This is a genomic window from bacterium endosymbiont of Bathymodiolus sp. 5 South (assembly GCF_900128535.1).
Lineage (GTDB): Bacteria > Pseudomonadota > Gammaproteobacteria > PS1 > Pseudothioglobaceae > Thiodubiliella.
This window is the reverse complement of sequence record NZ_FQTR01000017.1, coordinates 1-25,935: the sequence shown is the minus strand read 5'-3', so window position 1 is coordinate 25,935 and position 25,935 is coordinate 1. Positions and strand designations below refer to the sequence as shown.

Genomic DNA, 25,935 nt, shown 5'->3' with positions numbered 1-25,935 from the left:
CCAAGAAAGTATAAAATTAAATCAAGAAAAAGCGAAGGCTTCTTAGGATGTTCTATATAAGAAATTTTAAAAAGTTGTCAGAGGTTTTGGGGTAATGTAATGCCAATAGAAGTTTTGCGGAACAAGGTGAGATATTTGACGGCTTATTTTTTGACAGAATAAGAATTTTATATTTACTAAAAAATAAAATTGATAGCGTTTTAAATCTTACAAGTTTCAATTCTATTGTGGATAAGGTAATATCTTATGAGGAAGAAATTGTATAGGGTAAAGTATGATAATTACTGATGCCTTTAAGATTATATTGTTTTTGGAATTCTTATAACTCGTATCAGATCAATATCTTGAAAAAAATGTGTTTAATCAGATAAATATGTAGCGGGAAACAGTTATTCACGCTCAATTAAATACAAAATCTAAGATATTTTCAGCGGCAACGACTCAGTTTGGGGCGTGACCAAATTCGCAAGTATGTGCAGTGGGTTTAATGCAGTGCCCTCAAAATATGATGAGACAAATTTTAACTAAGAATGTTAATAGTGCTGCACTTGGATTTTGAATCTAAAGGTTGATTTATGCAAAGGTCTCACATTAAAAAAAACCCACAATTAAGTGGGTTCTGTTGTATAAAAATTAGCAGTTAACTACATTACGATGAAATCGGTAATTGGTGTATCGGCATTATCAATCATAACAATATTAGGTAAATCACTAGCATCAGGTCTACATTCTGTTAAAGTACCATTAAATGCATCATTTAAATCAAAACCAACTTTCCCAGCAATATCAATAGTGGTATTGTTCTTTTTAGCTTCTGGTTTAGCATCAACTTTTGGTATAGTCTCAAGTAGTAGTTCTAGGCTAACTATAGGTGCAGCAAAACTACCAACATCATCATAGCCAGTCTTTGCTAAAGGATTGGTGTCATTGTCATAATTAGGGATAAAACCATCAAACAAACTACCACCATCATAGTTAGCCTTCGCCAAAGGTTCAGCATCATTAATCTCAGGGTAATTTTTAGAGATAAAACCACAAAAACCATCACCATCATAGTTAGTCTTTGCATTAACCTCAACATCATAATTAGGAACAAAGTTAGTCTTTACTGAAGGCTTAACATCATTAATCTCAGGGTAATTTTTAGAGATAAAACCACAAAAACCATCACCATCATAGTTAGTCTTTGCATTAATCTCAATGTCATAATTAGGAACAAGGTTAGTCTTTACTGAAGGCTTAACATCATTAATCTCAGGGTAATTTTTAGAGGTAACACCACAAAAACCATCACCATCATAGTTAGTCTTTGTAACACTAACCTTAGTGTCATAATTTTTGTCGTCCAATCCTTTATTTAAATCTCTCATTTCACTTTTCTTCATTGTACTTCTCCTTTATTATTAAACGCTCAATTATATACCGAATTTTTGAATAAATAGGGATGATTGGCAAAATCCAATTTTTGCCCAATGGGTGATTTCTTTAAATCTTGCCCTAGCGAGGCTGAGACTGGAAGGATAAGGGACGCCTTAGACTCAACTTGAAAGTGCGACACTATTAATATTCTCAGTTAAAAAATGGCTAACCTGTTTGTCTTTTTGTTTTGGATAATACCGTTTTAATACGCCTGATATTTGTGTAAGCGACCATTGTTTATAAATAACCCGATCCTCGATTTGATTGTACAGTAGCGCATTAGAGCTCCCTTTATTTTTTTCTTTTATTTTTGAATTTGATGAATGATGAATAAATATTGAGACCTTTGCATAAATAGGAACAATCATCAGAAACCCACTTTTCACCCACTTGGCGATTTTTTAAACCCAGCCTTAGCCCTGCTAGGACAAGGTTTAAAGAAATCACCCATTGGGCAAAAATTGGATTTTGTCAATCACCCCTACTTTATGCAAAGGTCTTGTTTAACTGGCAAAAATTCAAGCATTATCTCTTAAGATGTATTTTTAATAGATTGTATTTTAACTGTCCCAACTGCCCATAAGTCAAAAAATAGGTTGGACGGTTAAAATTAAATCCGCTCAATAACGATGTCAGACAAAACTTAAAGATGAATATATACTTTGCAGACCCTTATGCACCCTAGCAATGAGGCTCTAATGAAAATGCCAACGGTTGAATGCCTTGGTATTTACCTAAAGCTACAGACTTATCTCATTGCACACAGAATGATTTGAATGATGTCACGCAGTCATTTAATGCTTGATCTAAAAAAAGGTTTGATTTTAAAACCCCATCAAGATATAATGAGGTAAGTTTTAATTGAAAATATTAATAGTGTTGCACTTGGATTTTGAGTCTAAGGCGTCCCTTATTAGGGGCAACAAGACCAAGATGAATGACTCAGATATGGGTTGTATAGTGCCTTAGATGAATTAATCAGCCAAACTGATGCCAAAGGGAAAAAACCAGTACTGTCTTATGAAAAGAAAAATCAAAAACACTATTTTATGCTTGTTATTAAGCGCGCTACCATTACATGAGGCTTTGGCCGAGTATTATATTCATTTTATGAATAACACGCCAAACGACATAAATATAAAAAACACCTGTGTGGACCTAGACTCAAGTGCATGTTCAGCGATGAATAATGGCAAATTACGTGCATTTAAACGCAATCCAATCTTGCAGGTTAATTACGATCAAGGAATTAAATATGGTCGAGATTATACTGTAAAAAGTTATTTCACCAGCCCAAATGGCACTCAAGGCAATTACTTTTCAATTATTGTTCATGGTGATGCAATTGGTTCTCATATCGAGTCTATTGATGTGTTTATTGACGGCACGACTCATAATTTGTTGAGTAATGAAAGTGACGATGAAAAAGTACTGTCAAATGGACCAGGGAGTTACCGCGTTGCTCATTGTGACACAAATGGTTCTCATGCCAAGCCTGCTGATGTGTTTATTGACGGCATGACTTATAATTTGTTGAATAATAAAAATGACAATGAAAAAGTACTGCCAAATGGATCAGGGAGTTACTCTATTGCTCATTGTGATACAAACGGTTCTCATGCCAAGCCTGCTGATGTGTTTATTGACGGCATGACTTATAATTTGTTGAATAATAAAAATGACGATAAAAAAGTGCTGCTAAGTGGACTAGGGAGTTACTCTTTTGTCGAGGGTGGTGAAAAATATACGCTATATGCAGCGGTACAAAAGGATCATATTGAAAGCCTACAGGGAATTGATAGTATTTATTTATCAATTGATAAAAAACCTCAAGTTTTTACATCTAATGGCCCAAAGGAAATTTCATTAATAACTTACAATATTCAAGCATTTCCACCCTATGTAGCGGTAGCATTAGATTTAAATAAACCTAAGGCACGATTGGATTACTTGGCATCTCAAAAGAATTTTAGAAATGCGGATGTGATTGTGTTTGAAGAAGCATGGGATAGAGATCTGCGAGGAGAGTTGAAGGCAAACTTCTTTAAAACTTATCCTTATTCTATTGATCCAGTACCTCAGAATACCCATGATAAGCCATTGAATAGTGGACTACTTGTTTTAAGTAAGCACCCAGTTACCAAGCAACACTTTTTAAATTATCAGGATCACCAATCACTGGTTGACGCTGATGCACTGAGTAATAAAGGTGCCTTATATTTCAAAATAAACAAAGAGGGATTTTATTATAATTTTATTGCGACTCACACACAAGCACAAGATGATGCACAGGCAATTGCGATTAGAAGGCAAGAATTTGATTTGATTGGTAAACTGATAGTAAACAGCCATCAACTTAATATACCTAGGAACGAGCCCTTAATGTTAATCGGTGATTTAAACACAGATTATTATAACCAAGATCAGTTTCCATACCTTGAGAAAGCGTTAAATTTAAATACCAGTAATATGAAAAATAGTATTTATGCATTGCCGAAATATAGCAACGATTCAGATTTAAATTTAATGATCCCCCCTGGTGAGCATGATCAAGGAATGTATGACTACATTATTCCAATTAAGGGGTTTGTTCAGCCGTCTCAAATTAAAAGACAAATAACACCCATACGCGCGCTAGATGATTCGGCTATGTATCAACGATCATTAGATGGTAAGCTTTATCATTATGGGGATGTGGAAACATCCGACCATTTTATGGTTCAAGGATTATTTAAGTATTAAAAAAGTCAGGCACAGCTAATAAGTTTGAGAATGTGTTGCACTTGCAAGTTGTCTAAGACGCCTTCCTTAGGGGGATAAACCTGTCAGGACAAGGCTTAAAGAAATCACCAATTTAGGCAAACATTGGATTTTGTCAATCCTCCCTTTGTACAAAGGTCCTGATAAATTAATGGGTTTATACATAAATAACCTATTGAATGCTATCAGTAAAGATTCTAGTAATTTTCTGGAAATTAAAGGAGAAGCTATTCTGTTGCAGATCTTTTTAAAAAGACTAAAAAAAATTCACCTGTAGATAGCAAATAAAATCAACTAAACGATGCAGATTTGCAAATACTGACAATTAAAGAAATTTTTACAGCAAGAAATTATAAAATGAGATCTTTGCATCAATCAACCTAAATTACACCAATCCAGTAAAATAACCACCATCTAATCAACCAACAAAAAACCTACAATGTCGGTAATAGACTTTAAAGATTGGCAATGTGCCTAGGGTAGAAAAGTTAAACGCGTATCAATCATTAATTAGGAACACAATATGGAATGGGAAACAGTTATCGGGCTAGAAATTCATGCTCAATTGAATACAAAATCTAAGATATTTTCAGCGGCAGCGACTCAGTTTGGGGCACAGCCAAATTCGCAGGCGTGTGCGGTGGATTTGGGCTTGCCAGGGGTGTTGCCGGTGTTGAATGTTGAGGTAGTGAATAAGGCGATTACATTTGGTTTGGCGGTTGATGCACATATTAATCAACGCAATGTGTTTGATAGAAAGAATTATTTTTATCCTGATTTGCCGAAGGGCTATCAGATTTCACAATTGGATTTACCGATTGTGGGCGAGGGGAAAATAGACATTGGGATTGATGACAAGGTGAAAACCATTGGCATTACGCGTGCACATTTGGAGGAGGATGCGGGCAAATCGGTGCATGATATGTTTGATGATTATTCTGCAATTGATTTGAATCGTGCAGGTACGCCTTTGTTGGAAATTGTGTCTGATCCTGATATGCGTAGTGCTAAAGAGGCGGTGGCGTATGCTAAGAAAATTCATGCGTTGGTACAGTATATTGATATTTGTGATGGTAATATGGCACAGGGCTCGTTTCGTTGTGATGCCAATGTGTCTATTCGTCCGCTGGGGCAGGAGGCGCTAGGCACTCGGGCAGAACTTAAGAATATTAATTCATTTAAATTTTTGGAAAAAGCCATTAATTTAGAGGTGGAACGACAGCAAGATATTTTGGAAGAAGGGGGTACCGTGGCACAGGAAACTCGCTTGTACGATTCGGTAAAGCACGAAACCCGCTCTATGCGTTCTAAAGAAGAGGCGAATGATTATCGCTATTTTCCAGATCCCGATTTATTACCTGTTGAAATTTCAGATGAATTATTGACAACCATTAAAGCACAATTGCCAGAATTACCGCTTGAAAAAAAGGCGCGATTTATTCAAGAATTGGGGCTCAGTGAGTATGATGCAGATGTGCTCACTTCGCAAAAATCGTTGGCTGATTATTTTGAAATTATGCTTCAAGCGAACGAATCAAATGCCAAATTATGTGCCAATTGGGTGATGGGTGAATTGAGTGCTTTGCTCAATAAAAACCAAATAGAAATCGAAAAATCTCCTGTATCAGCACAAGATTTATCGCTATTGATTGTGCGTATTGGCGATGACACTATTTCAGGGAAAATTGCCAAAGATGTATTCAAGGCCATGTGGGATGGTGAGGGCAGTGCCGATGATATTATTGCCACCAAAGGGCTTAAACAAATGACAGACACAGGCGCCATTGAGCAGATTGTGGATGAGATTATTAAAAATAACGCCCCGCAAGTAGCACAATTTAAATCGGGCAATGAAAAAATCTTAGGCTTCTTTGTGGGTCAAGCAATGAAAGCCACGCAGGGCAAGGCAAATCCAAAACTGTTGAATGAATTACTTAGGTCAAAACTTGGACAATAGCCCCCTAGATTTTGCCACGCTGGGTGAGAATTTTTTTTCAGAAATTGAATGTCAAGCGTTAAAAAATCCTTTCTTAATTCATAAAAACCAAGCACTTTATAACAAGCTTGACTTAGATTGGGACAGCCAAACTTTGCTTAAAATTGCCTCAGGTGAGCAGTCTTTTCAAGGAGTGTCGCCAATTGCCAGTGTCTATGCAGGGCATCAATTTGGGCATTTTGCAGGGCAGTTGGGCGATGGGCGCAGTTGTCTTATTGGGCAAATGTCGCATAATCCTCCCTTACAAGGGCAGATACACAGCCACGAGTTTTCACTCAAAGGGGCAGGAAAAACACCTTATTCAAGAGGGGCAGATGGACGAGCAGTGCTGCGCTCCTCTATTCGCGAATATCTTTGTTCCATTGCCATGCAAGGGCTGAATATTGCCACCACCGAGGCGTTGACTTTGGTGGGAAGTGAGACCGAGGTTTATCGGGAAAACATTGAAACGGGGGCAATTGTGATGCGCACCGCACCTAGCCATATTCGTTTTGGTCATTTTGAGTGGTTTGCTGCCCTTGGGCAAAAAACCGAGGTTAAAAAATTGGCTGATTTTGTGATTGAGCATTATTATCCGCAGTGCCAAGGTGCACAAAAGTATGTTGATTTTTTCAATCAAGTGGTCAAACGCACCGCCAAAATGCTTGCCGATTGGCAAGCCCAAGGTTTTGCACACGGGGTTATGAATACTGACAATATGTCTATTCTTGGCTTGACGATTGATTATGGACCTTTTGGGTTTTTAGAGACTTACAACCCTAAATTTATCTGCAATCATTCCGACCACGAAGGGCGCTATGCTTTTGATCAACAGCCAGGGATTGGTTTGTGGAATTTATCTCGATTGGCGGATAGTCTAAGTAGTTTGATAGAAGCCAAGCAAGCCAAAACCGTTTTAGACAATTATCAACCATATTTGGTTAAGGCTTATTCAGCATTGATGCGAAAAAAATTCGGCTTCACTCAAAAAGACGAGCAAGATAATGTGCTAATCTCTCAATTTTTTGAAGTGCTGTATCAACATAAAAAAGACTATAGCAATTCATTGAGACAGTTGTCTAATAAGGATAAATTGGCACAGGACGCTGATTTTGATGCGTGGATTAAGTTGTACGACAAACGCATTGCACAAGAAAATAACCCAAATAGAATAGAGATGATGAAGGGTGCAAGCCCTAAGTATATTTTGCGTAATTATTTGGCAGAGATTGCCATTCGTAAAGCAGAAGATGACAAGGATTATAGTGAGATTGACACGCTATTTAATCTACTCAGTCACCCTTTTGATGAGCAACTAGATCTGGAAATTTATACCAATAAAGCCCCAGATTGGGCGCAAAATTTAGAGGTAAGTTGCTCTTCTTAGTCTTACACTCGGGCTAAATATTTGTTGATTGATTTTGGCAACAAATTTAACAAAGCACTTCTAGCTTGATGCCAGAAAGCCGATAAGAGTAGCAGTGTGGCACCGATTAATACACCTGTTAGGGCAAAATTATAGCTGATGTCTCCATAGGGCTCTAAGATACTTGAAATTGCATACAGTACATACATCATAGAAGAAACCATAAAAGCGCGCCTATCAACAGCGATGGATAATAAACTCATGAAGATATACAAAGCAATCACAATCATTAAGGTGCTAATACTCTCACCACCATCTAGCACACCAAGCATTCCAAAAATAGGGTGAATAATTAAAGGGGCAGACGCTAGATGTAACCAAAAAGCAACATCAGATTTGTAGGTAACTCTATGAATATCGGCATAATCCCAAAACATAGCTAATACAAAGGTAATGATGCCAAAAATCAATAAAATTGGTAGTAAATAATCTGTTGTTTCAGGAAAAATAGAGATACTGAGTGCAACTAAAAAACCAATGAGTGAAACACTTCCAGCGGCAACTGTAATTGGCACTTTAAAGCGTAACCAATGTAAATAGGCGCCCAATGTTGATAAGGAGGCAGCAATGGTTGTGTTGATGCTATCTGAGAATGATAATATATTCATATACAGACCGAATATACCACCAATAAAAGCAATTAATAAAACAATGGCAGGCAATGACATTTTTCTTTGACGGACAAAAAATTCACTTAAACCCCATGCAATGATTGGAAATACAATATAACCACTGTTATTTTGGATAGTGTTTAATATCCATCCTGAGGAAAATAGCAATAACAAGCAAGCGATAACAACAAAAATATCATTAAAACTACCAATCAGTTTGAAATTTTCCTCATCAACTTGATTGGTATTTTTGCTTGTAGCAATAAATTGTCTAAAATTGTCAACCGATGATTGGTTGAAAATAGCTTGTTTTACAGCATTATTTAAATCTTCTTCTGTGTACATAATAATCCTATTAAATCAATTTAAATTAAACCACCTAAGCTAAGCATAGTGTGATTTAATATTTGTACAATGGGTAAAATCACTCGTTCAAAAACACCTAAAAACAGCAAACCCACTAAAATGAATAAACCATATCGTTCCAATTTATTATATTCATAAGCCAAATGGTTTGGCAATAGTGCGCTCACCACACGAGACCCATCAAGTGGTGGGAGGGGGAGTAAGTTAAACACACCCAAAATTAAGTTGATAGCAATGCCAAAGTATGCCATATCTATTAAAAGTTGAGATTGTAAGTTGAGTGCAAAGAGGATGACCAGTAGCCATAACAATGCCATGATGAAATTAGACACAGGTCCAGCAAGAGCAACTAAAATCATATCTTTTTTTGGAGATTTAAGGGCGTTAAAGTTGATAGGAACGGGTTTTGCCCAGCCAAATAAAAAAGGTGACCCAGTAAAATATAAGATAGCAGGCACTAAGATTGTACCGATTGGGTCAATGTGTTTGATGGGGTTTAGAGTCAGTCTGCCAAGCATTTTAGCAGTAGCATCGCCATACTGATTGGCGACCCAGCCGTGAGCAAATTCATGCACGGTGATGGCAAAGATTAAAGGAATTGTGTAAATTAAAAGCGTTTGAAAATCAGGCATAGGTAAAATAAAATTTTTTGTTTCGACTATTATAAATGAAAACCAGTCAAATTCTTATCTCAACACAAAAAGAAGCACCCAATGATGCACAGATTATCTCGCATCAACTCATGATTCGTGCGGGGCTTATTTCTAAACTCGCATCGGGCTTGTATTCGTATTTGCCGATGGGTTTGAGGGTACTGCAAAAAGTAGAGAAAATCATTCGTGAAGAAATGAACAACTCAGGTGCACAAGAAGTGCTAATGCCTGTTACGCAACCTGCAGAGTTGTGGCAAGAATCAGGGCGTTGGGAGGAATACGGTGCAGAATTATTACGCTTTAATGACAGGCATAATAGAGCGTTCTGCCTAGGCCCAACACACGAGGAGGTGATTACCAATCTCGCCAGTCAATATCTTAATAGCTATAAGCAGCTGCCGATGAATTTTTATCAAATTCAAACCAAGTTTCGTGATGAAATTCGTCCTCGTTTTGGGGTGATGCGTTCGCGCGAGTTTATTATGAAAGATGCGTATTCATTCCATTTGGATAAGGACAGTATGCAGGCAGAATTTGAAAAAATGCACGCCACTTATTGCCAAATATTTGAGCGTCTTGGGCTTAATTATCGTCCAGTGTTGGCAGACAGTGGTAGTATTGGCGGCGAGAGTTCTATTGAGTTTCATGTGTTGGCAGAGTCCGGCGAAGATGCCATTTGTTTTTCTGATGAGTCTGATTATGCTGCTAATATTGAAAAAGTAGCTTTCTCTAAACAAGAAAAAATCAATAGTAGCGGTGCCAGTGAAAAACAAGTATTAACGAAGAAGATAACCAGTATTGAAGATGTGGCACAGTTCTTAGGGGTTGAGCAAGCACAATGTGTAAAAACATTAATTATTAAGACAGTGAATGGCTACAAGGCGTTAGCGCTTCGTGGCGACCACGAGTTGAACGAAATCAAAGCCCAAAACTTATTGGGTGATTTTGAATTCGCTAGTGATGAAGAGATTAGTGCACTTGATTTGAAAAAAGGTTTTATTGGCGTTAAAGATTTAAGCATTGATTTGATTGTAGATTATTCAGCCGAAGTGATGGTGGATTTTGTCTGTGGTGCAAATCAATGGGACCATCATTTAAGTGGTTGCGTGTGGGATGGTATTAAGTTTAAGGCAGCTGATTTGCGTAATGCTGTTGCAGGTGATGCTTCACCCGATGGTAAGGGTAAGTTAGTGATTAAACGCGGTATTGAAGTTGGGCATATTTTCCAATTGGGTGACAAATACTCCAAAGCGATGAACGCTAATGTAATCGGCGAATCTGGCAAAGCAGTGACAATGATGATGGGTTGTTATGGTATTGGCGTAACGCGTGTTGTGGCAGCTGCAATTGAGCAAAATTATGACGAGAGGGGTATTATTTTTCCAGCAAGTATTGCGCCTTTTTGCGTGGTGATTGTGCCAATCAACTACAACAAATCCACTCGCGTTAAAAACTTAGCAGATAATTTATACCAGCAATATTTAGATGCGGGTATTGAAGTGTTGCTTGATGACAGAAAAGAGCGTGCTGGCATTATGTTTGCCGATAGCGAGCTCTTAGGTATTCCGCATCGATTGGTGCTTAGTGATACGCATGCTGATAACGGTAATGTTGAATATAAAGCTAGAAATAACCCTGAAAAAATCGAAGTGAAGTTTGATAACGCACTGGCATTTATTCAATCAAAATTAAAATGATTTGGCTACAATATTTATTACCACAGCATTGGCTTTCAAAGTTGATGTTTCGTTTTGCACGCATTGAAAATACTTGGCTTAAAAATACTTTTACTCGCTGGTTTGTTAAAACCTATCAAGTAGATTTGTCTGAGGCGCAGCGTGAGAAAATAGAGGACTACAAGACTTTTAACGATTTCTTTACTCGTCGTTTAAAATCTGGTGCTAGAGTGATTGCCAAGTGTTCAATTGTTTGTCCTGTAGATGGTGCTGTTTCTCAAGTTGGTGCTATTAATGATGCACAAATCGTGCAAGCAAAAAATCATCATTACAGCGTTGCACAGTTGTTGGCAAATAATGAGAAGGCAAGTGAATTTAGCGAGGGATTTTTTGCCACGATTTACCTCTCACCAAGAGACTATCATCGTATTCATATGCCCTATGATGGCAAACTAATTGCCATGGATTATATTCCTGGTGATTTATTCTCAGTCAATCAAAAAACTGTGCAAAGTGTTGATGGTTTGTTTGCTCGCAATGAGCGTGTGGTGTGTTATTTTGAAACTGAGTTTGGCATTTGTGGGTTTGTTTTGGTGGGCGCCATTTTTGTTGGTTCAATGCAAACAGTATGGCAGGGACAAATCACGCCACCTTATACTAAAAAAGTACAACATTTTGATTATCAAAATCAGAATATTCGACTCAAAAAGGGCGAAGAAATGGGGCGCTTTAATATGGGCTCAACCGTGATTATGCTCATGCCTAATAAAGAGGATAAGCTAAACCTTAAAGCAGGCGCAGTTGTGAAGATGGGGCAGGCGTTAATCTAGTTTTTTTAATCTAACCAGCTTAATGGTTTGCTCAGAAATTTGCACGATATCAATCAAGACATTATCAATCTTTAGACTGACATCATGCTTAGGAATACTTTGCAATGTTTCTAAAATTAGGCCGTTTAGAGTTTTAGCCTTGGTAACAGATAGGTTTAATTGTAACAATAAATTTAACTCTCGTATATTGACTCTAGGGTCGACTAAATAACTACCGTCCTCCTGTTTAACGATTTCATCAATAATTTCATTTTGATTGGAAGTAAATTGACCCACAATTTCCTCCAAGATATCTTCAACAACAATCGCACCACGCACTTCGCCGTATTCATCAACCACCAATCCCAAGCGCCTTTTTTGTGTTTGAAAATGCGCCAATTGGTGTGCTAGAGAAGTGCCTTCTGGCACAAAATAAGGGGTGCGAATCAAGGTTAAGACATTCTCAATACTAAAGTCACCTTTGGCATATAAATTGACAATATCACGCATATGTAGCAAACCTGTGATGTTGTCGCTTGATGTATCGTAAGTGAGAAGTCTGGTATGTTGTATATGCTCCAACTGCTTTAAAAGCTTATCGGGTTTGTTAATATCAACACTGATTAATTCATTTCTGGGGATCATAATATCTTCAACTTTCACTTGCTCTAAGTCAATAATATTAAGTAGCATTTTTTGATAGGTTGAGGCAATAATTGGTTTGGCGTCACTCACCACCATTCTAAGCTCTTCCGAGGTAATGCTTGCGTTTTCATTTTGTGTTTTTACCCCTAAAGAAGTAAGGATAACTTGACTAATTTGTGCAATTATCCAAACAAAAGGCTTGAATAATTTGATAAATAGGTCAATGACAATTGAAGCGGGAAGGGCAACTTTTTCAGGATTTTTAGCAGCAAAGGTTTTTGGTGTGGTTTCTGCAAAAACCAAAATAATAAAAGTCAATGCCAATGATGCCAATATGACCGATCCTTCCCCCCAAAGCTTAATTGCCAGTATCGTGGCAATACTGGCAGCAAAAATATTAACCAGATTATTGCCCAATAAAATTGTGCCAATTAAATGGTCTAAATTCTCTAATAAACGCTCGGTGCGTTTGGCATTTTTGTTGGTTTTAGCCAGTACTTTGAGACGATAGCGATTAATCGCCATCATTGAAGTTTCAGTCGATGAGAAAAAAGCAGAGGCTAAGATAAGCCCTAATAGGATTATGATTAACCAAGGAGTTGAGAGTGAATCCAAGCAGCTAGTTTAACGCAAATGATTAAAAGCAGCAAGTCCAGGATAGATTGCATTTGCACCTAATTCTTCTTCAATGCGCAATAGACGGTTGTATTTTGCCAAACGATCAGAGCGCGACAGTGAACCTGTTTTAATCTGACCACAGCCTGTTGCTACCGCTAAATCTGCAATGGTGGTGTCTTCAGTTTCGCCAGATCGATGTGACATTACACAAGTATAACCAGCCTTTTTGGCCATTTCCATGGCAGCAAAAGTTTCACTCAATGTGCCAATTTGATTAACTTTTATCAAGATTGAATTAGCGATATTTTTATCAATGCCTTCGGCAAGAATCTTGCTGTTAGTAACGAATAAATCATCGCCAACCAGTTGTACTTTATCACCAATTTTCTTACTGAGTAAATCCCAACCATCCCAGTCGCCCTCGTCCATGCCATCTTCGATAGAGAGTATTGGATAGTTTTCTACCCAATTGGCTAAGTAATCAGTAAATTCTTGTGAAGTTAGCGAACGATTTTCAGAAGCAAGATTGTAAGTGCCATTTTCATAGAATTCAGAACTGGCTGCATCAATGCCAATAAAAATGTCTTTGCCTGCGGTGTAGCCTGCTTTTTTAATGGCTTCTAAAATGACTTTAATCGCATCTTCATTCGAAGCAAGGTCAGGTGCAAAACCACCTTCATCACCAACAGCAGTATTAAGTCCTTTAGCTTCTAAGACAGATTTAAGATGGTGAAAGACTTCTGCACCATAACGCAAAGCTTCTTTGAAACTCGGCGCACCTGCAGGAATAATCATAAATTCTTGAATATCTACACTGTTGTTAGCGTGCTCGCCACCGTTGATGATGTTCATCATTGGTACGGGTAGTTTGTACTTAGCACCTAAATCTAGCGTGTCATACAGGGGTTTGTTTTGTCTATTAGCATTCGCGTGAGCCGCTGCTAATGATACTGCCAAAATAGCATTAGCACCCAAACGAGATTTTGTTTCGGTGCCATCTAATGCAATCATTGTTGCATCAATTTTGGCAAGATCTGCAATATCAAAACCCACTAAGGCCTGAGTAATTTCAGTGTTGATAAAAGCCACCGCTTTCAAAACACCTTTGCCAAGGTAACGAGATTTGTCACCATCACGCAATTCTAAGGCTTCGCGTACACCTGTTGAAGCGCCTGATGGCACCATCGCGCTACCCATTGTGCCATCGTCAAGAATAATATCTGCTTCAATGGTTGGGTTGCCTCTAGAATCTAGAATTTCACGAGCTTGGATGTGTTTGATTTTCACTATGTGTCCTTTGCTTATTTCAAAAAGGACTTCATTTTACCAAAGAAGGAGTCTGATTCAGGATGTTGTTTCTTTCCGCATGAGTCTGAGAATTCTTGCAACAATTCTTTTTGTTTTTTATTAAGATTAACAGGCGTCTCAATTTTGACTTGGCAAATCAAATCACCTGTGCCACTACCTTGCAAACCAGTGATACCTTTGCCTTTTAAACGGAACTGCTTGTCTGTTTGTGTGCCTTCTGGAATTTTAATTTTTAATTTTCCATTGAGTGTTGGTACTTCGATACTGCCACCTAATGCCGCTGAAGCAAAATCAATGGGCACAGCGCAATACAAATCATTACCGTGACGCTCAAAAATATTGTGTGGTTTAACATGAATTTCAATATATAAATCACCACTCGGACCCCCATGAGTGCCAGCTTCACCTTCACCGGTGAGACGAATACGATTGCCAGTATCAACACCTACAGGAATTTTAGCCGAGAGTGTTTTTTGTCTACGAACCACACCTTTGCCATGGCAATCGTCACAAGGTGAATCAATCACTTGCCCCGCACCCCTACATTGCGGGCAAGGTTGTTGTACTTGGAAAGGGCCTTGTTGCATATGCACTTGCCCCACACCTTGGCAAGTACCACAAGTTTTAGCACTGGTACCCGGTTTAGCACCAGAACCATGACAAGTATCGCATTTTTCGCCTTTAGGAACGCGGATTTGGACGGTTTTACCTTCGGCAGCTTCTTTTAAGTCAATTTCTAAATCGTAGCGTAAATCTGCACCACGGTTATTTTGTTGTGCTTGGCGACCCCCACCAAAAATATCACCAAAAATATCACCAAAACCGCCGCCGCCACCGAATGGATTACCACCACCAAAACCACCATCACCTGCATTACCATTCACACCTGCATGACCAAACTGGTCGTAAGCTTGGCGTTTTTGCTCATCAGACAAAACTGAATAAGCTTTTTGTATTTCCTTGAAGGTCTTCTCAGCAGTTTCTTTGTTGTCTTTGTTACGATCGGGGTGGTGTTTCATTGCTAAGCGTTTATACGCTTTTTTGATGATTTTTGTATCATCACCTTTGTTAACGCCTAATACTTCATAATAATCTCTTTCTGACATAGTCTAATTTCCCGCAAAGCAAAAAACCCTCTTTAACAGAAGGTTTTTTTGTGAATTTAAATAAAACGATTTATTTCTTATCGTCGTCCTTGATTTCCTCAAAGTCAGCATCTACCACATCAGCATCTTGTGCACCGGCATTAGCCGCATCGCTAAAGCCATCGCCACTCGCATCTGCACCTGATTTTGCCTGTACTTTTGCAGTCAAAGGTTGCGTTATTTCGCTAAGACTTTGTACTTTAGCATCAATGGCTTCTTTATCCTCTGTTTTCATCACCTCTTCAAGCTCAGTAATTGCTGCTTCAATGGCCGTTTTTTCATCGTCTGATACCTCATCTTTGTGCTCATCTAAGAGTTGCTTGGTTGAGTGAACAATTGAATCTGCCATATTACGCGTGGTGACTAACGCTTGGAATTTCTTATCTTCCTCAGCATTTGCCTCAGCATCTTTAATCATCTTTTCAACTTCTTCATCACTTAAACCACTTGACGCTTTAATGGTAATACTTTGTTCTTTGCCAGAGTTCTTATCCTTAGCAGAAACATTCAAAATACCATCAGAATCAATGTCTAAAGTAACTTCAATTTGTGGCTGACCTTTAGGTGCATTAGGAATACCTTCAAGGTTGAATTGACCCAATGATTTATTTGCACTTGCAATTTCACGCTCACCTTGTAGAACATGAACTGTTACCGCTGACTGGTTGTCTGCTGCGGTTGAGAAGATTTGTGATGCATTGGTTGGAATGGTTGTATTTTTTTCAATCAACTTAGTCATCACGCCACCCATAGTCTCAATACCGAGCGATAATGGTGTTACATCTAATAATAAAACATCTTTAACATCGCCACCAAGCACACCTGCTTGCACTGCAGCACCCATTGCCACGGCTTCATCAGGATTAACATCTTTTTTCGGCTCTTTGCCAAAGAATTTTTTCACTGCTTCTTGCACTTTAGGCATACGCGTAGAACCACCAACGATAATCACTTCATCAATATCTTTGGCAGATAAATCTGCATCTTTTAGTGCAATCTTACAAGGGTCGATTGAGCGTTTGATTAAATCCTCAACCAAAGATTCTAATTTAGCACGGGTCAATTTAATATTAAGGTGCTTAGGACCTGAGGCATCGGCGGTAACATACGGAAGATTAACTTCAGTTTGTTCAGAAGAAGACAACTCAATCTTGGCTTTTTCTGCTGCTTCTTTTAAGCGTTGTAGTGCCATTGGGTCGTTTTTCAAATCAACGCCTTGCTCTTTTTTAAATTCATCTACCAAGTAATTAATAATGCGCTGGTCAAAATCTTCACCCCCTAGGAAAGTATCGCCATTGGTTGATAAAACTTCAAAGTGTTTTTCGCCATCAATGTCTTCCATTTCAATAATGGAAACATCAAATGTACCACCCCCTAAGTCATAGACAGCAACAGTTTTGTCGCCTTTAGATTTGTCTACACCGTAGGCTAATGCTGCTGCGGTTGGCTCATTGATAATGCGCTTAACATCCAAGCCTGCAATCTTGCCGGCATCTTTGGTAGCTTGTCTCTGTGAGTCGTTAAAGTAAGCAGGAACCGTAATAACGGCTTCTGTTACTTTTTCGCCTAAATAATCTTCAGCTGTTTTTTTCATCTTTTCGATAACTTTTGCTGAAATCTCAGGTGCTGCCATTTTTTTGCCATTCACCTCAACCCATGCATCACCATTGTCTGCTTTAACAATTTTGTAAGGCACAAGATCAATATCTTTTTGTACCGCTTCTTCGTCAAAACGACGACCGATTAAGCGTTTAATTGCATATAGTGTATTTTCAGGGTTAGTAACCGCTTGTCGTTTGGCACTTTGACCTACTAAAACTTCCTCTGAATCTTTTGGAAAAGCAATAATAGAAGGGGTGGTGCGGTCACCTTCAGAATTTTCAATGATTTTTATATTGCCACCATCCATAATAGCGACACATGAATTGGTGGTTCCTAAATCAATACCGATAATTTTTGACATTTTTTGCTCCTTTTAAATAGTTATGGACCCTATATAGGGGCATAAAAAATTTAGTCAAGTAAAAAAATGGATTAAATTTTTTCTTTTAACAGGGCTTCAATATTAGTGGGTACAAAACTACTAATATCACCACCAAGAGATAAAATTTCTCTAACCAAGGAAGAAGAAATATTGGCATATTGTTCTGCTGGGGTCATAAATAAGGTTTCAATATGGGGATTGAGATGTTTGTTCATACCTGAGAGTTGGAACTCATATTCAAAATCACTGACCGCACGCAATCCGCGCAAAATAATCTGTGCATTTTGCGTCTTAGCGAAGTCCACTAATAAAGTATCGAAACTCATCACTTTGATAGTATGAATATCCGTCAAAGCATCTTTAGCACCTTTTAATCTATCATCAATAGTTAAAAAAGAGGGTTTTTTGCTGTTTTGCGTAATGCCAATAATCACGGTATCAAATAATTTGCTAGCGCGTTTTATTAAGTCAATGTGACCGTTAGTGATTGGGTCAAAAGAGCCGGGATAAATTGCAATTTTTTTCATAGTTATAATTGTATAAGGCAATAATGTACGGTACTAGATTTTTTTTGTTTGTTGATTTTGACTTTTTTTGGCAAGTTTACTGTTAAAAAATCCAATGTTATTTTAAATTCAGATTCTATATAAATTTTGCCGCCATCAGCAACGAAATCATTTTTTGCAATTAATTTTAATGCCTCTGGTAAGTAGTTTTTATTAAAAGGTGGGTCTAATAAGACACAGTCAAAGGGTGTGATGGGTTTTTTATCCAAAAATACAAAGGCATCTTGTTTGACAAGCGTTAAATTGTTTGTTTTTAATAGGTGTTTATTGTGTTCAAGAAAACAAAAAGCCTGTGTGTCTTTCTCAATGCTGATTACTTGTTTTGCGCCACGAGAAAGTGCCTCAAAACTCAATGCACCGCTACCAGAAAAAAGATCTAAAAAAGTTCTACCCTGTGTTTCAAATTGCAACCAGTTAAACAAAGTTTCACGCACTTTGTTAGGACTAGGACGCAAAGTATCAACATCAGGAAAACTAAATTTCCTACTTCGATACTCACCACCAATAATAGTAAAGTTGTTATTTTTGATAGGCGTTGAAAGAATCTTGTAACTCTTTTTTGGCTTCTTTAGCGTCACCCCAGCCATCAATTTTCACCCATTTACCCTCATCAAGGTCTTTATAGTAAGTGAAAAAATGCTCAATTTGGTCTTTAAGAGTGGCATCTACATCATCAATGCTTTTAATGTCGTGATAAGATTTACAAAGTTTATCGATTGGCACTGCCAAAATTTTATAGTCTCTGCCTGCCTCATCGGTCATTCTTAAAACGCCAATAGGGCGCACCGTAATCACCGAATCGTGAATCAAAGGATAAGGGGTGATCACTAATACATCAGCAGGGTCACCATCATCAGCTAAGGTTTCTGGTACAAAACCGTAATTGCACGGATAAAACATTGGGGTGGAGATAAATCTATCAACAAACATCGCACCTGTTGCTTTGTCAATTTCATATTTAACTGGTGATGAATGGGCAGGTATTTCAATAATCACATTGACTTCATCGGGTATATTGCCTGCTGATACGGGCTTTAAACTATTTTGCATTTTCTAACTCCTCTTTTAGTATTTGATAACGCCAGCCACTGAGAAAATTCACCGATTGGTTGCCACGGATATATCTTAACAAGATTTTGCTAGTGGCAATGACTTCTGCGGTTAGATTATACTGATTTGCTTTTTCTTGAATGACTTTTTGTAAAATAACTCTTTGTGCTTTTTCTGCTGGCGTGGGCGGTGTATGGTGTTGAGTATCAATCTTGATATCGGATCGTTGTGGATACTGCGTTAAGAAACTTTCAAATGATTGTTGTTTTTTAGCGTTAAAATTATCCTTTCCCATTGCAATATTGATTAAGTCATCATCAGCCAATATCCATTTTCTAGGTTTGTTTTTATCAATTGCTGTATGCTCTCTCCAGGCACAGAGTTGTGCGCCAATATTGTGCAATTTTTTAGGTAAACGCGAAATTCCCTTAACGCGCTTCCATGCTTGTGTGATATCAACTTCATACAAATTAACATCAAGCAGAGATTGACCTTCTTCCATTAGCCATTCTAGTTTTTGCTCATTTTCTAAGCGTATTTTAAGTTGATGGTAATTTTTAATTAAATAACGCACATCATCCAGCGCATACTCTATTGCCCCATCGGGTAGCGGGCGTGTAGTCCAGTCAAGTCGGGTGTAGGCTTTTTCCAAGCGCACACCTTGCAAAATTTCAGTCAAACTTTGATAAGATATTTGTGCGCTAGGATTGCATGCTTCAGGGCGCAAGTCTTTTAATAAATCAAGTGCGATTTGGGTGTCGAATAATTGCGTGGGTAGCCTCCCAGAAAGACAATGCAGTGCTTCAATATCTTGTCTTGCGCTGTGCACAATCCAAAGACAATTTTGTTGATAAAGTTTGTTAAATAAAGGTTGTAGATTTTTAATTGCCAAAACATCAATACAATCTGTAGCACGCTTAGTTGCAATTTGTACTAAACACAGCAGTGGATAATAAGTATTGACGCGTTTAAATTCTGTGTCAATGACTAACTCAGTTTCATTTTCAATGTTATGTAAAAAATCGCTTAGTTGTGCCTGTGTTTGTATCATTGTTGTATTTTAGCAACAATTAGCCTTAGTATCTATTTTTATGAGATAATTAGCACATATATGCGACAAATGAGCCATGATTTTTAAACAAGACTTCTCTCTTAAGGAAGTGCCAAATAAATGGGTTTGGCCAATTGTTTTCTTAATTTCAATAGGTGGGTTGTCCTATATGGGGCTTAATCCAAACTTGATTAAAGATTGGTGGTGGGTGCTGGTATCTTACAATGTTGTTGTTATTTTTATTGCAGGTTTTTATGTATTTCTTGCTGTTTCCAAGGTTAAAAAGGACAACAAAAACGATGTCATTGGCACACGATTTACTTGGACTTTTATCAAAATTGTCCCTTTACTCGCTATTGTGCCAGTCTTTTCTTTTTATATGTTTTCATTTCAGACAGTGCAGGATAATGTTAAGCGCTCTGAGAATACCTATAACAATTTTAATAAAGTGTTTTTAAATCGAGTAAATAACCTATATCAAGGCTTGAAAGTGGTTCGAGATGATCGCTATATTGACTTCACTAAAGTATTATTACAACAAATTCAAAGTTATTCTAATTTCCAGCAAGATGTAGAAAATTATGATACTAAGATGCAGGCTTTTGTTCAAGGTTTGATTGATAAAAAATACGCTTGTTCATTGGTGTTAAAAAATGAAAAAGACACTATAATTGCACAAACAAGCCAAAGGGATACTTGTATTGTTGAGGACAATCAGGCGTTATCGTCTCAGCAGAGTTTTGTTGCTTCTGAAGATGAAAATTTAAAGTTGTTTCAGGTGCAAATGTCTAGTCATTATTTAGGCAAAAATGCGGATAAAAAAATCTTGGATTTGACGGCTGTATATGCAACAGATCCGCATCTATTGCGTTTTTTAGGTGAAGTCAAAAGTTTTTATAATTTTGCTAGTAGTATTACCTTTGATGTCAATACTTCACTCACGCAAAAACGCTTTTTATTAGATTTTTCATCGACCATTTTGCTAACAGTTTTGAGCGTGCTACTCATTGTATTTAGAATGATTGACCAATTGATGCGTCCAATGCATAATCTCTCACTTGCCACTAAAGAAATTGCCAAAGGTAATTATGGTGTCATGGTTCACAATCAGGAAAAAAACAAAGATATGCGTCGCCTGATTGAGCAATTTAATGAAATGTCTAAGCAAATTCAGCAATCACGCCAAGGATTAAGCACACATAATTTGTATTTAGAAACCATTTTAAGATATTCTTTTGGTGTGATTGGTCTAGACCAGGATAAAAAAATTCAGTTCATTAATTCTATCATCAGCAAAATATTGGATATTGAAAATGAGCAGCAATTTGTGGGTCAGTTGTACGATAGTATTATTAAGAAAAATAGTCATCTTGAGCCATTATTTTTTATCATTCAAGACAGATTTAACCAAGAGGGCAGTGAATGGAGTGCAGAGATTGAGGTAACTTTACCAAACAAGTGTGTCCTGTTGTCTTGTCAAGGTGCAGCACTAGATGTTAGTGATACAACTTTGGGTTATGTTATTATTATTAAGGACATTTCTAAACTACATCGTGCACAGAAAAAAGCCGCTTGGGGTGAAGTAGCCATACGTATGGCACATGAGATTAAAAACCCACTCACCCCTATTTTATTATCAGCGCAACGCTTAAGAAATAAATTTTTAGAAAAACTTAAAGGCAAGGATTCAGAAATTATGGATAAAACTACTGGCGTTATTATTGATCAAGTGAAGTCCATAGATGCGATGGTTAGTGCCTTTTCTGATTACGCCAACACACCACAAGTTGAGAGAAAATTACTGGATTTAAATGCATTGATTAATCAGACAATTGCTTTGTACGATGCACAAAAAAATATCAATATTGAGTTTGATTTGTCAGGCAATGTGCCAGAATTACTCTTAGATGTTAATAGTATTTCTAGGGTGTTAATTAACTTGGTTAAAAATTCCACTGAATCGATGAATAAAGGGCGTGATTTAACCATTAACATTGCCACCCAATATTTGAAAGATAAGAGTATAGTGCGTTTAAGTATTAAGGACAATGGTGATGGTTTTGATGAGTCGGTGCTTGAGTCGGTGTTTGAGCCTTATGTAACGACTAAAGAAAAAGGCAGTGGGCTGGGTATGGCAATTGTGCAAAATATTATTGAACAACATGATGGGCGTATTTTTGCTAGCAATGTTAAACCGCACGGGGCAATGGTCATCATTGAATTTGAATACAAAAAGGAGAGCGTATGATAATTGGCAATATTTTGATTATTGACGATGAAAAAATCATTGCTGAGGCGATGAAAGATACCTTGGAAGATGTTAACTATAATGTGGTTTTGGCAGCCGATGCTCAGCAGGCAAAAATCATCGTAAAAAACCAAACTTTCGATTTGATTATGATGGATGTGTGGATGCCTGGACAAGATGGTATGTCACTGTTGGAAGAATGGATGAGTGCAGGTTTTTCTATGCCGGTAGTGATGATGTCTGGTCATGCAGGGCATCAAGATGTGGTTAAAGCCATTAAGTTGGGTGCGGTTGATTTTCTAAAAAAACCATTGCATGATATCTTGCCGTTGGTACGCAAACTTTTATCTGAAAATATCAATGATGATGAGCAAAAAATTAATGGTATTAATTTTGACTTGCCACTTAAAGTTGTTAGAAATATTTTTGAGGCGCAGTATTTTGACTATCATCTGGCTCAGAATAACCACAACATTGCCAAAGTGGCAGAGTTAGCTGGATTGGAGAGAACCACATTGTATCGTAAGTTAAAAGATTTAGGCATTGATAAAAAATAATATATGATGAAAATTCTAATCTTGGGTGCAGGGCAAGTTGGCGCATCACTCGCTCGCCATCTCAGTAAAGACACTGAAAATGAAATCACTATTGTGGATAAAGACGCAACTAATTTAGCCGATATTGCCCGTCATTTAGATGTCAAAACCATTTGTGGGCAAGCTTCCTATCCAAATATTTTAGAGCAAGCAGAAATTAGAACCATGGATATGGTGATTGCCGTTACCAAATCTGATGAAGGCAATATGTTGGCTTGTCAGATGGCACACACACTTTACAATGTGGACAAAAAAATCGCCCGTATTCGCACCGCTGAGTATCTATACCATGATAAATTATTCTCCAATTGGGCTATTCCAATTGACTTTGTGATCACCCCAGAAGTTTTAGTCACTAATTTTATTAAACGCATGATTGAACAACCGGGTGCTGAACAAATCTTTGAATTTGACAATGGATTAATGCAATTAGTAGAAACCAAAGCTCATGCAGGCACGCCTATTGTTGGACGACCTATTAAGGAGCTACACGAACATTTACCCAAAACACAGATGCGTATTGTTATTGTTTACCGCAATGGTCAAGCGATTCCTGCTTATGGTGACACCGTGATTAAAGATGGCGATAGGGTGTATTTTGTAACCAAAAAAGAAAGTATTTCTCAAGTGCTGAAAGAATTTAGGCGTCTAGACCGACCTTATAAAAATATCATCATTGCCGGCGGCGGTTTAATTGGACTTAGTTTAGCCAAATTTTTAGAAAAAAACCACCATGTTCGCCTTATTGAGCTCAACAAACAACGCGTTAAAAAAATTGCCGATGAGTTAGAAAATACCCTTATTTTGCATGGTAATGCCTCTGACCAAGATTTATTAACAGAAGAAGGCATCGAAAGCACCGACTTATTTCTAGCACTCACTGATTCTGATGAGATAAATGTGATTGTCTCAATTTTGGCAAAACGCCTCGGTGCACACAAAACCGTCGCCTTGGTTAAACGCAATGTATATAAAGATTTAGCCACGCAAAGTGACGATGTGGATATGGTTGTATCCCCCGATCAAATTACTACCAGCGGTATTTTGGCGCATATTCGCAAGGGCGACACCATGATGGCACACTCTTTACGACAGGGAAAGGCGGAAGCCATTGAAGTCATTGTTCATGGCGACCAACACCACTCTGATGTGGTGGGTAAAACTATTGAAGAAATAGGACTTCCTGATAGCGTTGTGGTTGCTTCAATTGTTCGTGGCGATGAAGCCATAATGGCGTCAAGAACATTAATGATTGAAGAAAACGACCATGTGCTTTTAGTGCTGAGCGATGTTAGCAAAATTCATCAAATGGAAGAATTATTTGAAGGATACTTTGATTAACTTATTAACCACTAATTTTTATGCAATTTAGTATCGTATTTAAAACTATCGGCGTGCTGTTGATGCTTTTTAGCTTGACACAGCTACCACCAATATTGGTTGATTTGATTTATGCCGAGCAGCAATACCTTGACTTTTTGATAGCATTATTGCTCACATTAGGCAGCGGGTTATTATTGTGGTTAAAATTTAAAAATACCAAAGAGAAATTTAGAATTCGTGAAGGTATTTTAGTCGTGGTAAGTTTTTGGTTTGTGCTTTCGTTGTTTGCCACCATTCCATTTTTACTCTCAGATGCTTTACAAATGTCTTTTAGTGATGCGTTTTTTGAGTCAATGTCGGGTCTTAGCACGACAGGCGCTACTGTTATTTCTGGATTGGATGATCTGCCGAAGGCAATTTTGTACTACCGTCAGCAATTACAATGGCTCGGTGGTATGGGTATTATTGTCTTAGCACTAGCGATTTTGCCAATGTTAGGCGTGAGTGGTGTGGAGCTTTATCACGCTGAATCTAGTGGTATTTCTAAAGATAGATTGACGCCAAAACTGACCCAAACTGCCAAAGTTTTATGGCTGATTTATATCGGTTTTACCCTTGCTTGTGCATTGGGTTATTACTTAGTAGGGATGAGTGTTTTTGATGCTATTGGGCACAGTTATGCCACCGTTGCAATTGGCGGTTTCTCCACACATGATGCTTCTATTGGCTATTTTGACTCTGTTGCTGTTGAATCTGTTGCTGTTGTGTTTATGTTTTTAGCAGGTATTAATTTTTCATTACATTTTTTTGTTTGGCGACAAAACCATATTAATCATTATTATCATGATTCAGAATTTAAAACCTATGTCATATTTTTAAGTTTTTTAACGGTGATGGTTTCGCTTTATTTAATCAACATGGGGCAATACCAAAGTATCTTTGAGGCGTTTAGATACGGTATTTTTCAAAGCGTTTCTATGGCAACCACCACAGGTTTTGCTTCCACTAATTTTTCAATGTGGGTATTTATGCTACCCGTGTTATTAATTTTCTCTAGTTTTGTGGGTGCGTGTGCTGGGTCAACGGGTGGTGGTATCAAAGTCGTGCGAGTGCTATTAATGTTTAAACTTGCTGCCAAAGAAATCAAAAAATTCATTCATCCTAATGCTCAAATTAATATCAAACTTAATAAACGCAGTGTTGCAGAAAACACCTTGGTATCAGTCTGGGGCTTTTTTTCCTTATATGTTATTGCCTTTATTTTTATTATGGTTGCCCTAATGTTCACAGGGCTTGATCAAGTCAGTAGTTTCTCAGCGACTGTTGCTAGTATTAATAATTTAGGTCCAGCTTTGGGCGAAGTTGCTGCCAACTATAGCAGTGTCAGCGACAGCGCCAAATGGATTTTAAGTTTTTCCATGCTTCTCGGTCGTTTAGAAATCTTAACTTTGATGGCACTTTTGCACAAAGCTTTTTGGCGTTTCTAAATTTGTAAAAAACTTTATAGACTCACTCATCCAAATTCTAAGTGCAACTTTTATTCCTAAAAAAAGCAAAATGCCGTTGGCATCATTTACTAGAGACCTTTGCATAAATAGGGATGATTAGCAAAATCCAATTTTTGCCCAATTGGTGATTTCTTTAAACCTTGTCCTAGCAGGGCTAAGGCTGGGTTTAAAAAATCGCCAAGTGGGTGAAAAGTGGGT

Annotated in this window: 21 protein-coding genes; 9 read left to right on the top strand and 12 right to left on the bottom strand. The window is 37.7% G+C overall.

Features of this window, described 5'->3' with window-relative positions:
* Nucleotides 1-644: 644 nt before the first annotated feature.
* Entirely contained in the window at nucleotides 645-1,385 is a 741-nt protein-coding gene (locus BBROOKSOX_RS03270) for a hypothetical protein (protein ID WP_139659742.1), read from the bottom strand.
* Nucleotides 1,386-1,538: 153 nt separating this feature from the next.
* A complete protein-coding gene (locus BBROOKSOX_RS03265) occupies nucleotides 1,539-1,787 on the bottom strand; it encodes a hypothetical protein (protein WP_180323830.1) in 249 nt (82 codons plus the stop codon).
* 742 nt (nucleotides 1,788-2,529) lie between these two features.
* Between BBROOKSOX_RS03265 and BBROOKSOX_RS03260 the strand changes: the two genes are divergently transcribed.
* The 3 genes from BBROOKSOX_RS03260 (at nucleotide 2,530) to BBROOKSOX_RS03250 (ending at nucleotide 7,541) form a co-directional block, all read left to right on the top strand.
* Nucleotides 2,530-4,161, top strand: coding sequence for a sphingomyelin phosphodiesterase (locus BBROOKSOX_RS03260; RefSeq protein WP_218973695.1), 1,632 nt, complete (start codon nucleotides 2,530-2,532; stop codon nucleotides 4,159-4,161).
* Nucleotides 4,162-4,702: 541 nt separating this feature from the next.
* Entirely contained in the window at nucleotides 4,703-6,136 is a 1,434-nt protein-coding gene (gene gatB, locus BBROOKSOX_RS03255) for an Asp-tRNA(Asn)/Glu-tRNA(Gln) amidotransferase subunit GatB (protein WP_139659740.1), read from the top strand.
* Nucleotides 6,105-7,541, top strand: coding sequence for a protein adenylyltransferase SelO (locus BBROOKSOX_RS03250; protein ID WP_257607747.1), 1,437 nt, complete (start codon nucleotides 6,105-6,107; stop codon nucleotides 7,539-7,541). Before gatB ends, BBROOKSOX_RS03250 begins: the two co-directional genes overlap by 32 nt.
* Nucleotides 7,542-7,543: 2 nt before the next feature.
* On the opposite strand, the gene BBROOKSOX_RS03245 is transcribed toward BBROOKSOX_RS03250, so the two are convergent.
* A complete protein-coding gene (locus tag BBROOKSOX_RS03245; RefSeq protein WP_139659739.1) occupies nucleotides 7,544-8,536 on the bottom strand; it encodes a hypothetical protein in 993 nt (330 codons plus the stop codon).
* A gap of 20 nt (nucleotides 8,537-8,556) precedes the next feature.
* Nucleotides 8,557-9,189 carry a site-2 protease family protein gene (locus BBROOKSOX_RS03240; protein WP_139659738.1) on the bottom strand — a complete coding sequence of 211 codons (633 nt, stop codon included), beginning with the start codon at nucleotides 9,187-9,189 and terminating at the stop codon, nucleotides 8,557-8,559.
* 35 nt (nucleotides 9,190-9,224) lie between these two features.
* Between BBROOKSOX_RS03240 and BBROOKSOX_RS03235 the strand changes: the two genes are divergently transcribed.
* Both BBROOKSOX_RS03235 and asd read left to right on the top strand, forming a co-directional pair.
* Entirely contained in the window at nucleotides 9,225-10,907 is a 1,683-nt protein-coding gene (locus tag BBROOKSOX_RS03235; RefSeq protein ID WP_139659737.1) for a proline--tRNA ligase, read from the top strand.
* Entirely contained in the window at nucleotides 10,904-11,716 is an 813-nt protein-coding gene (gene asd / locus BBROOKSOX_RS03230) for an archaetidylserine decarboxylase (protein WP_257607746.1), read from the top strand. The genes BBROOKSOX_RS03235 and asd overlap by 4 nt, the downstream gene beginning before the upstream one ends.
* On the opposite strand, the gene BBROOKSOX_RS03225 is transcribed toward asd, so the two are convergent.
* The 8 genes from BBROOKSOX_RS03225 to BBROOKSOX_RS03190 all read right to left on the bottom strand — a co-directional run bounded on the left by BBROOKSOX_RS03225 (nucleotide 11,708) and on the right by BBROOKSOX_RS03190 (nucleotide 20,062).
* Nucleotides 11,708-12,955: an HlyC/CorC family transporter gene (locus tag BBROOKSOX_RS03225; RefSeq protein WP_139659736.1), complete on the bottom strand. Its 1,248-nt coding sequence runs from the start codon at nucleotides 12,953-12,955 to the stop codon at nucleotides 11,708-11,710. The two genes, asd and BBROOKSOX_RS03225, sit on opposite strands and share 9 nt — an antisense overlap.
* A 9-nt stretch (nucleotides 12,956-12,964) precedes the next feature.
* Complete coding sequence (gene eno / locus BBROOKSOX_RS03220) at nucleotides 12,965-14,245, bottom strand: phosphopyruvate hydratase (RefSeq protein ID WP_139659735.1); 1,281 nt, start codon at nucleotides 14,243-14,245, stop codon at nucleotides 12,965-12,967.
* Between the two features lie 14 nt (nucleotides 14,246-14,259).
* Nucleotides 14,260-15,372 carry a molecular chaperone DnaJ gene (gene dnaJ / locus BBROOKSOX_RS03215; protein WP_139659734.1) on the bottom strand — a complete coding sequence of 371 codons (1,113 nt, stop codon included), beginning with the start codon at nucleotides 15,370-15,372 and terminating at the stop codon, nucleotides 14,260-14,262.
* Between the two features lie 70 nt (nucleotides 15,373-15,442).
* Nucleotides 15,443-17,374 (bottom strand): molecular chaperone DnaK, encoded by a 1,932-nt coding sequence (dnaK, locus tag BBROOKSOX_RS03210; RefSeq protein WP_139659733.1) that lies wholly within the window; start codon nucleotides 17,372-17,374, stop codon nucleotides 15,443-15,445.
* 71 nt (nucleotides 17,375-17,445) lie between these two features.
* On the bottom strand, nucleotides 17,446-17,922 hold the full coding sequence (gene coaD / locus BBROOKSOX_RS03205) for a pantetheine-phosphate adenylyltransferase (protein WP_139659732.1): 477 nt from the start codon (nucleotides 17,920-17,922) through the stop codon (nucleotides 17,446-17,448).
* Between the two features lie 2 nt (nucleotides 17,923-17,924).
* Nucleotides 17,925-18,548 (bottom strand): 16S rRNA (guanine(966)-N(2))-methyltransferase RsmD, encoded by a 624-nt coding sequence (gene rsmD, locus BBROOKSOX_RS03200; protein WP_139659731.1) that lies wholly within the window; start codon nucleotides 18,546-18,548, stop codon nucleotides 17,925-17,927.
* Nucleotides 18,481-19,011 (bottom strand): inorganic diphosphatase, encoded by a 531-nt coding sequence (gene ppa, locus BBROOKSOX_RS03195; RefSeq protein WP_139659730.1) that lies wholly within the window; start codon nucleotides 19,009-19,011, stop codon nucleotides 18,481-18,483. The genes rsmD and ppa overlap by 68 nt, the downstream gene beginning before the upstream one ends.
* Nucleotides 19,001-20,062: a ribonuclease D gene (locus tag BBROOKSOX_RS03190; RefSeq protein ID WP_139659729.1), complete on the bottom strand. Its 1,062-nt coding sequence runs from the start codon at nucleotides 20,060-20,062 to the stop codon at nucleotides 19,001-19,003. The genes ppa and BBROOKSOX_RS03190 overlap by 11 nt, the downstream gene beginning before the upstream one ends.
* Before the next feature lie 76 nt (nucleotides 20,063-20,138).
* Here BBROOKSOX_RS03190 and BBROOKSOX_RS03185 point away from each other — a divergent pair, with 76 nt between their 5' ends.
* Genes BBROOKSOX_RS03185 through BBROOKSOX_RS03170 form a run of 4 tightly spaced genes read left to right on the top strand, consistent with a single transcriptional unit; the run spans nucleotide 20,139 to nucleotide 25,716 of the window.
* Nucleotides 20,139-22,310, top strand: coding sequence for a sensor histidine kinase (locus BBROOKSOX_RS03185; RefSeq protein WP_139659728.1), 2,172 nt, complete (start codon nucleotides 20,139-20,141; stop codon nucleotides 22,308-22,310).
* Complete coding sequence (locus tag BBROOKSOX_RS03180; RefSeq protein WP_139659727.1) at nucleotides 22,307-22,867, top strand: response regulator; 561 nt, start codon at nucleotides 22,307-22,309, stop codon at nucleotides 22,865-22,867. Before BBROOKSOX_RS03185 ends, BBROOKSOX_RS03180 begins: the two co-directional genes overlap by 4 nt.
* Before the next feature lie 6 nt (nucleotides 22,868-22,873).
* Nucleotides 22,874-24,247: a Trk system potassium transporter TrkA gene (gene trkA, locus BBROOKSOX_RS03175; protein WP_139659743.1), complete on the top strand. Its 1,374-nt coding sequence runs from the start codon at nucleotides 22,874-22,876 to the stop codon at nucleotides 24,245-24,247.
* Nucleotides 24,248-24,267: 20 nt separating this feature from the next.
* Nucleotides 24,268-25,716, top strand: a complete 1,449-nt coding sequence (locus BBROOKSOX_RS03170) for a TrkH family potassium uptake protein (protein ID WP_139659726.1) — start codon at nucleotides 24,268-24,270, stop codon at nucleotides 25,714-25,716.
* Nucleotides 25,717-25,935 lie beyond the last annotated feature (219 nt).

Coding starts and splice junctions, on each gene's coding strand:
- BBROOKSOX_RS03170 (WP_139659726.1), top strand. CDS start 24,268: ATGCAATTTAGTATCGTATTTAAAACTATCGGCGTGCTGTTGATGCTT.
- BBROOKSOX_RS03270 (WP_139659742.1), bottom strand. CDS start 1,385: ATGAAGAAAAGTGAAATGAGAGATTTAAATAAAGGATTGGACGACAAA.
- BBROOKSOX_RS03265 (WP_180323830.1), bottom strand. CDS start 1,787: ATGATTGTTCCTATTTATGCAAAGGTCTCAATATTTATTCATCATTCA.
- asd (WP_257607746.1), top strand. CDS start 10,904: ATGATTTGGCTACAATATTTATTACCACAGCATTGGCTTTCAAAGTTG.
- ppa (WP_139659730.1), bottom strand. CDS start 19,011: ATGCAAAATAGTTTAAAGCCCGTATCAGCAGGCAATATACCCGATGAA.
- dnaJ (WP_139659734.1), bottom strand. CDS start 15,372: ATGTCAGAAAGAGATTATTATGAAGTATTAGGCGTTAACAAAGGTGAT.
- BBROOKSOX_RS03180 (WP_139659727.1), top strand. CDS start 22,307: ATGATAATTGGCAATATTTTGATTATTGACGATGAAAAAATCATTGCT.
- trkA (WP_139659743.1), top strand. CDS start 22,874: ATGAAAATTCTAATCTTGGGTGCAGGGCAAGTTGGCGCATCACTCGCT.
- gatB (WP_139659740.1), top strand. CDS start 4,703: ATGGAATGGGAAACAGTTATCGGGCTAGAAATTCATGCTCAATTGAAT.
- BBROOKSOX_RS03185 (WP_139659728.1), top strand. CDS start 20,139: ATGATTTTTAAACAAGACTTCTCTCTTAAGGAAGTGCCAAATAAATGG.
- BBROOKSOX_RS03260 (WP_218973695.1), top strand. CDS start 2,530: ATGAATAACACGCCAAACGACATAAATATAAAAAACACCTGTGTGGAC.
- rsmD (WP_139659731.1), bottom strand. CDS start 18,548: ATGGCTGGGGTGACGCTAAAGAAGCCAAAAAAGAGTTACAAGATTCTT.
- dnaK (WP_139659733.1), bottom strand. CDS start 17,374: ATGTCAAAAATTATCGGTATTGATTTAGGAACCACCAATTCATGTGTC.
- BBROOKSOX_RS03240 (WP_139659738.1), bottom strand. CDS start 9,189: ATGCCTGATTTTCAAACGCTTTTAATTTACACAATTCCTTTAATCTTT.
- coaD (WP_139659732.1), bottom strand. CDS start 17,922: ATGAAAAAAATTGCAATTTATCCCGGCTCTTTTGACCCAATCACTAAC.
- BBROOKSOX_RS03190 (WP_139659729.1), bottom strand. CDS start 20,062: ATGATACAAACACAGGCACAACTAAGCGATTTTTTACATAACATTGAA.
- BBROOKSOX_RS03235 (WP_139659737.1), top strand. CDS start 9,225: ATGAAAACCAGTCAAATTCTTATCTCAACACAAAAAGAAGCACCCAAT.
- BBROOKSOX_RS03250 (WP_257607747.1), top strand. CDS start 6,105: ATGAATTACTTAGGTCAAAACTTGGACAATAGCCCCCTAGATTTTGCC.
- BBROOKSOX_RS03245 (WP_139659739.1), bottom strand. CDS start 8,536: ATGTACACAGAAGAAGATTTAAATAATGCTGTAAAACAAGCTATTTTC.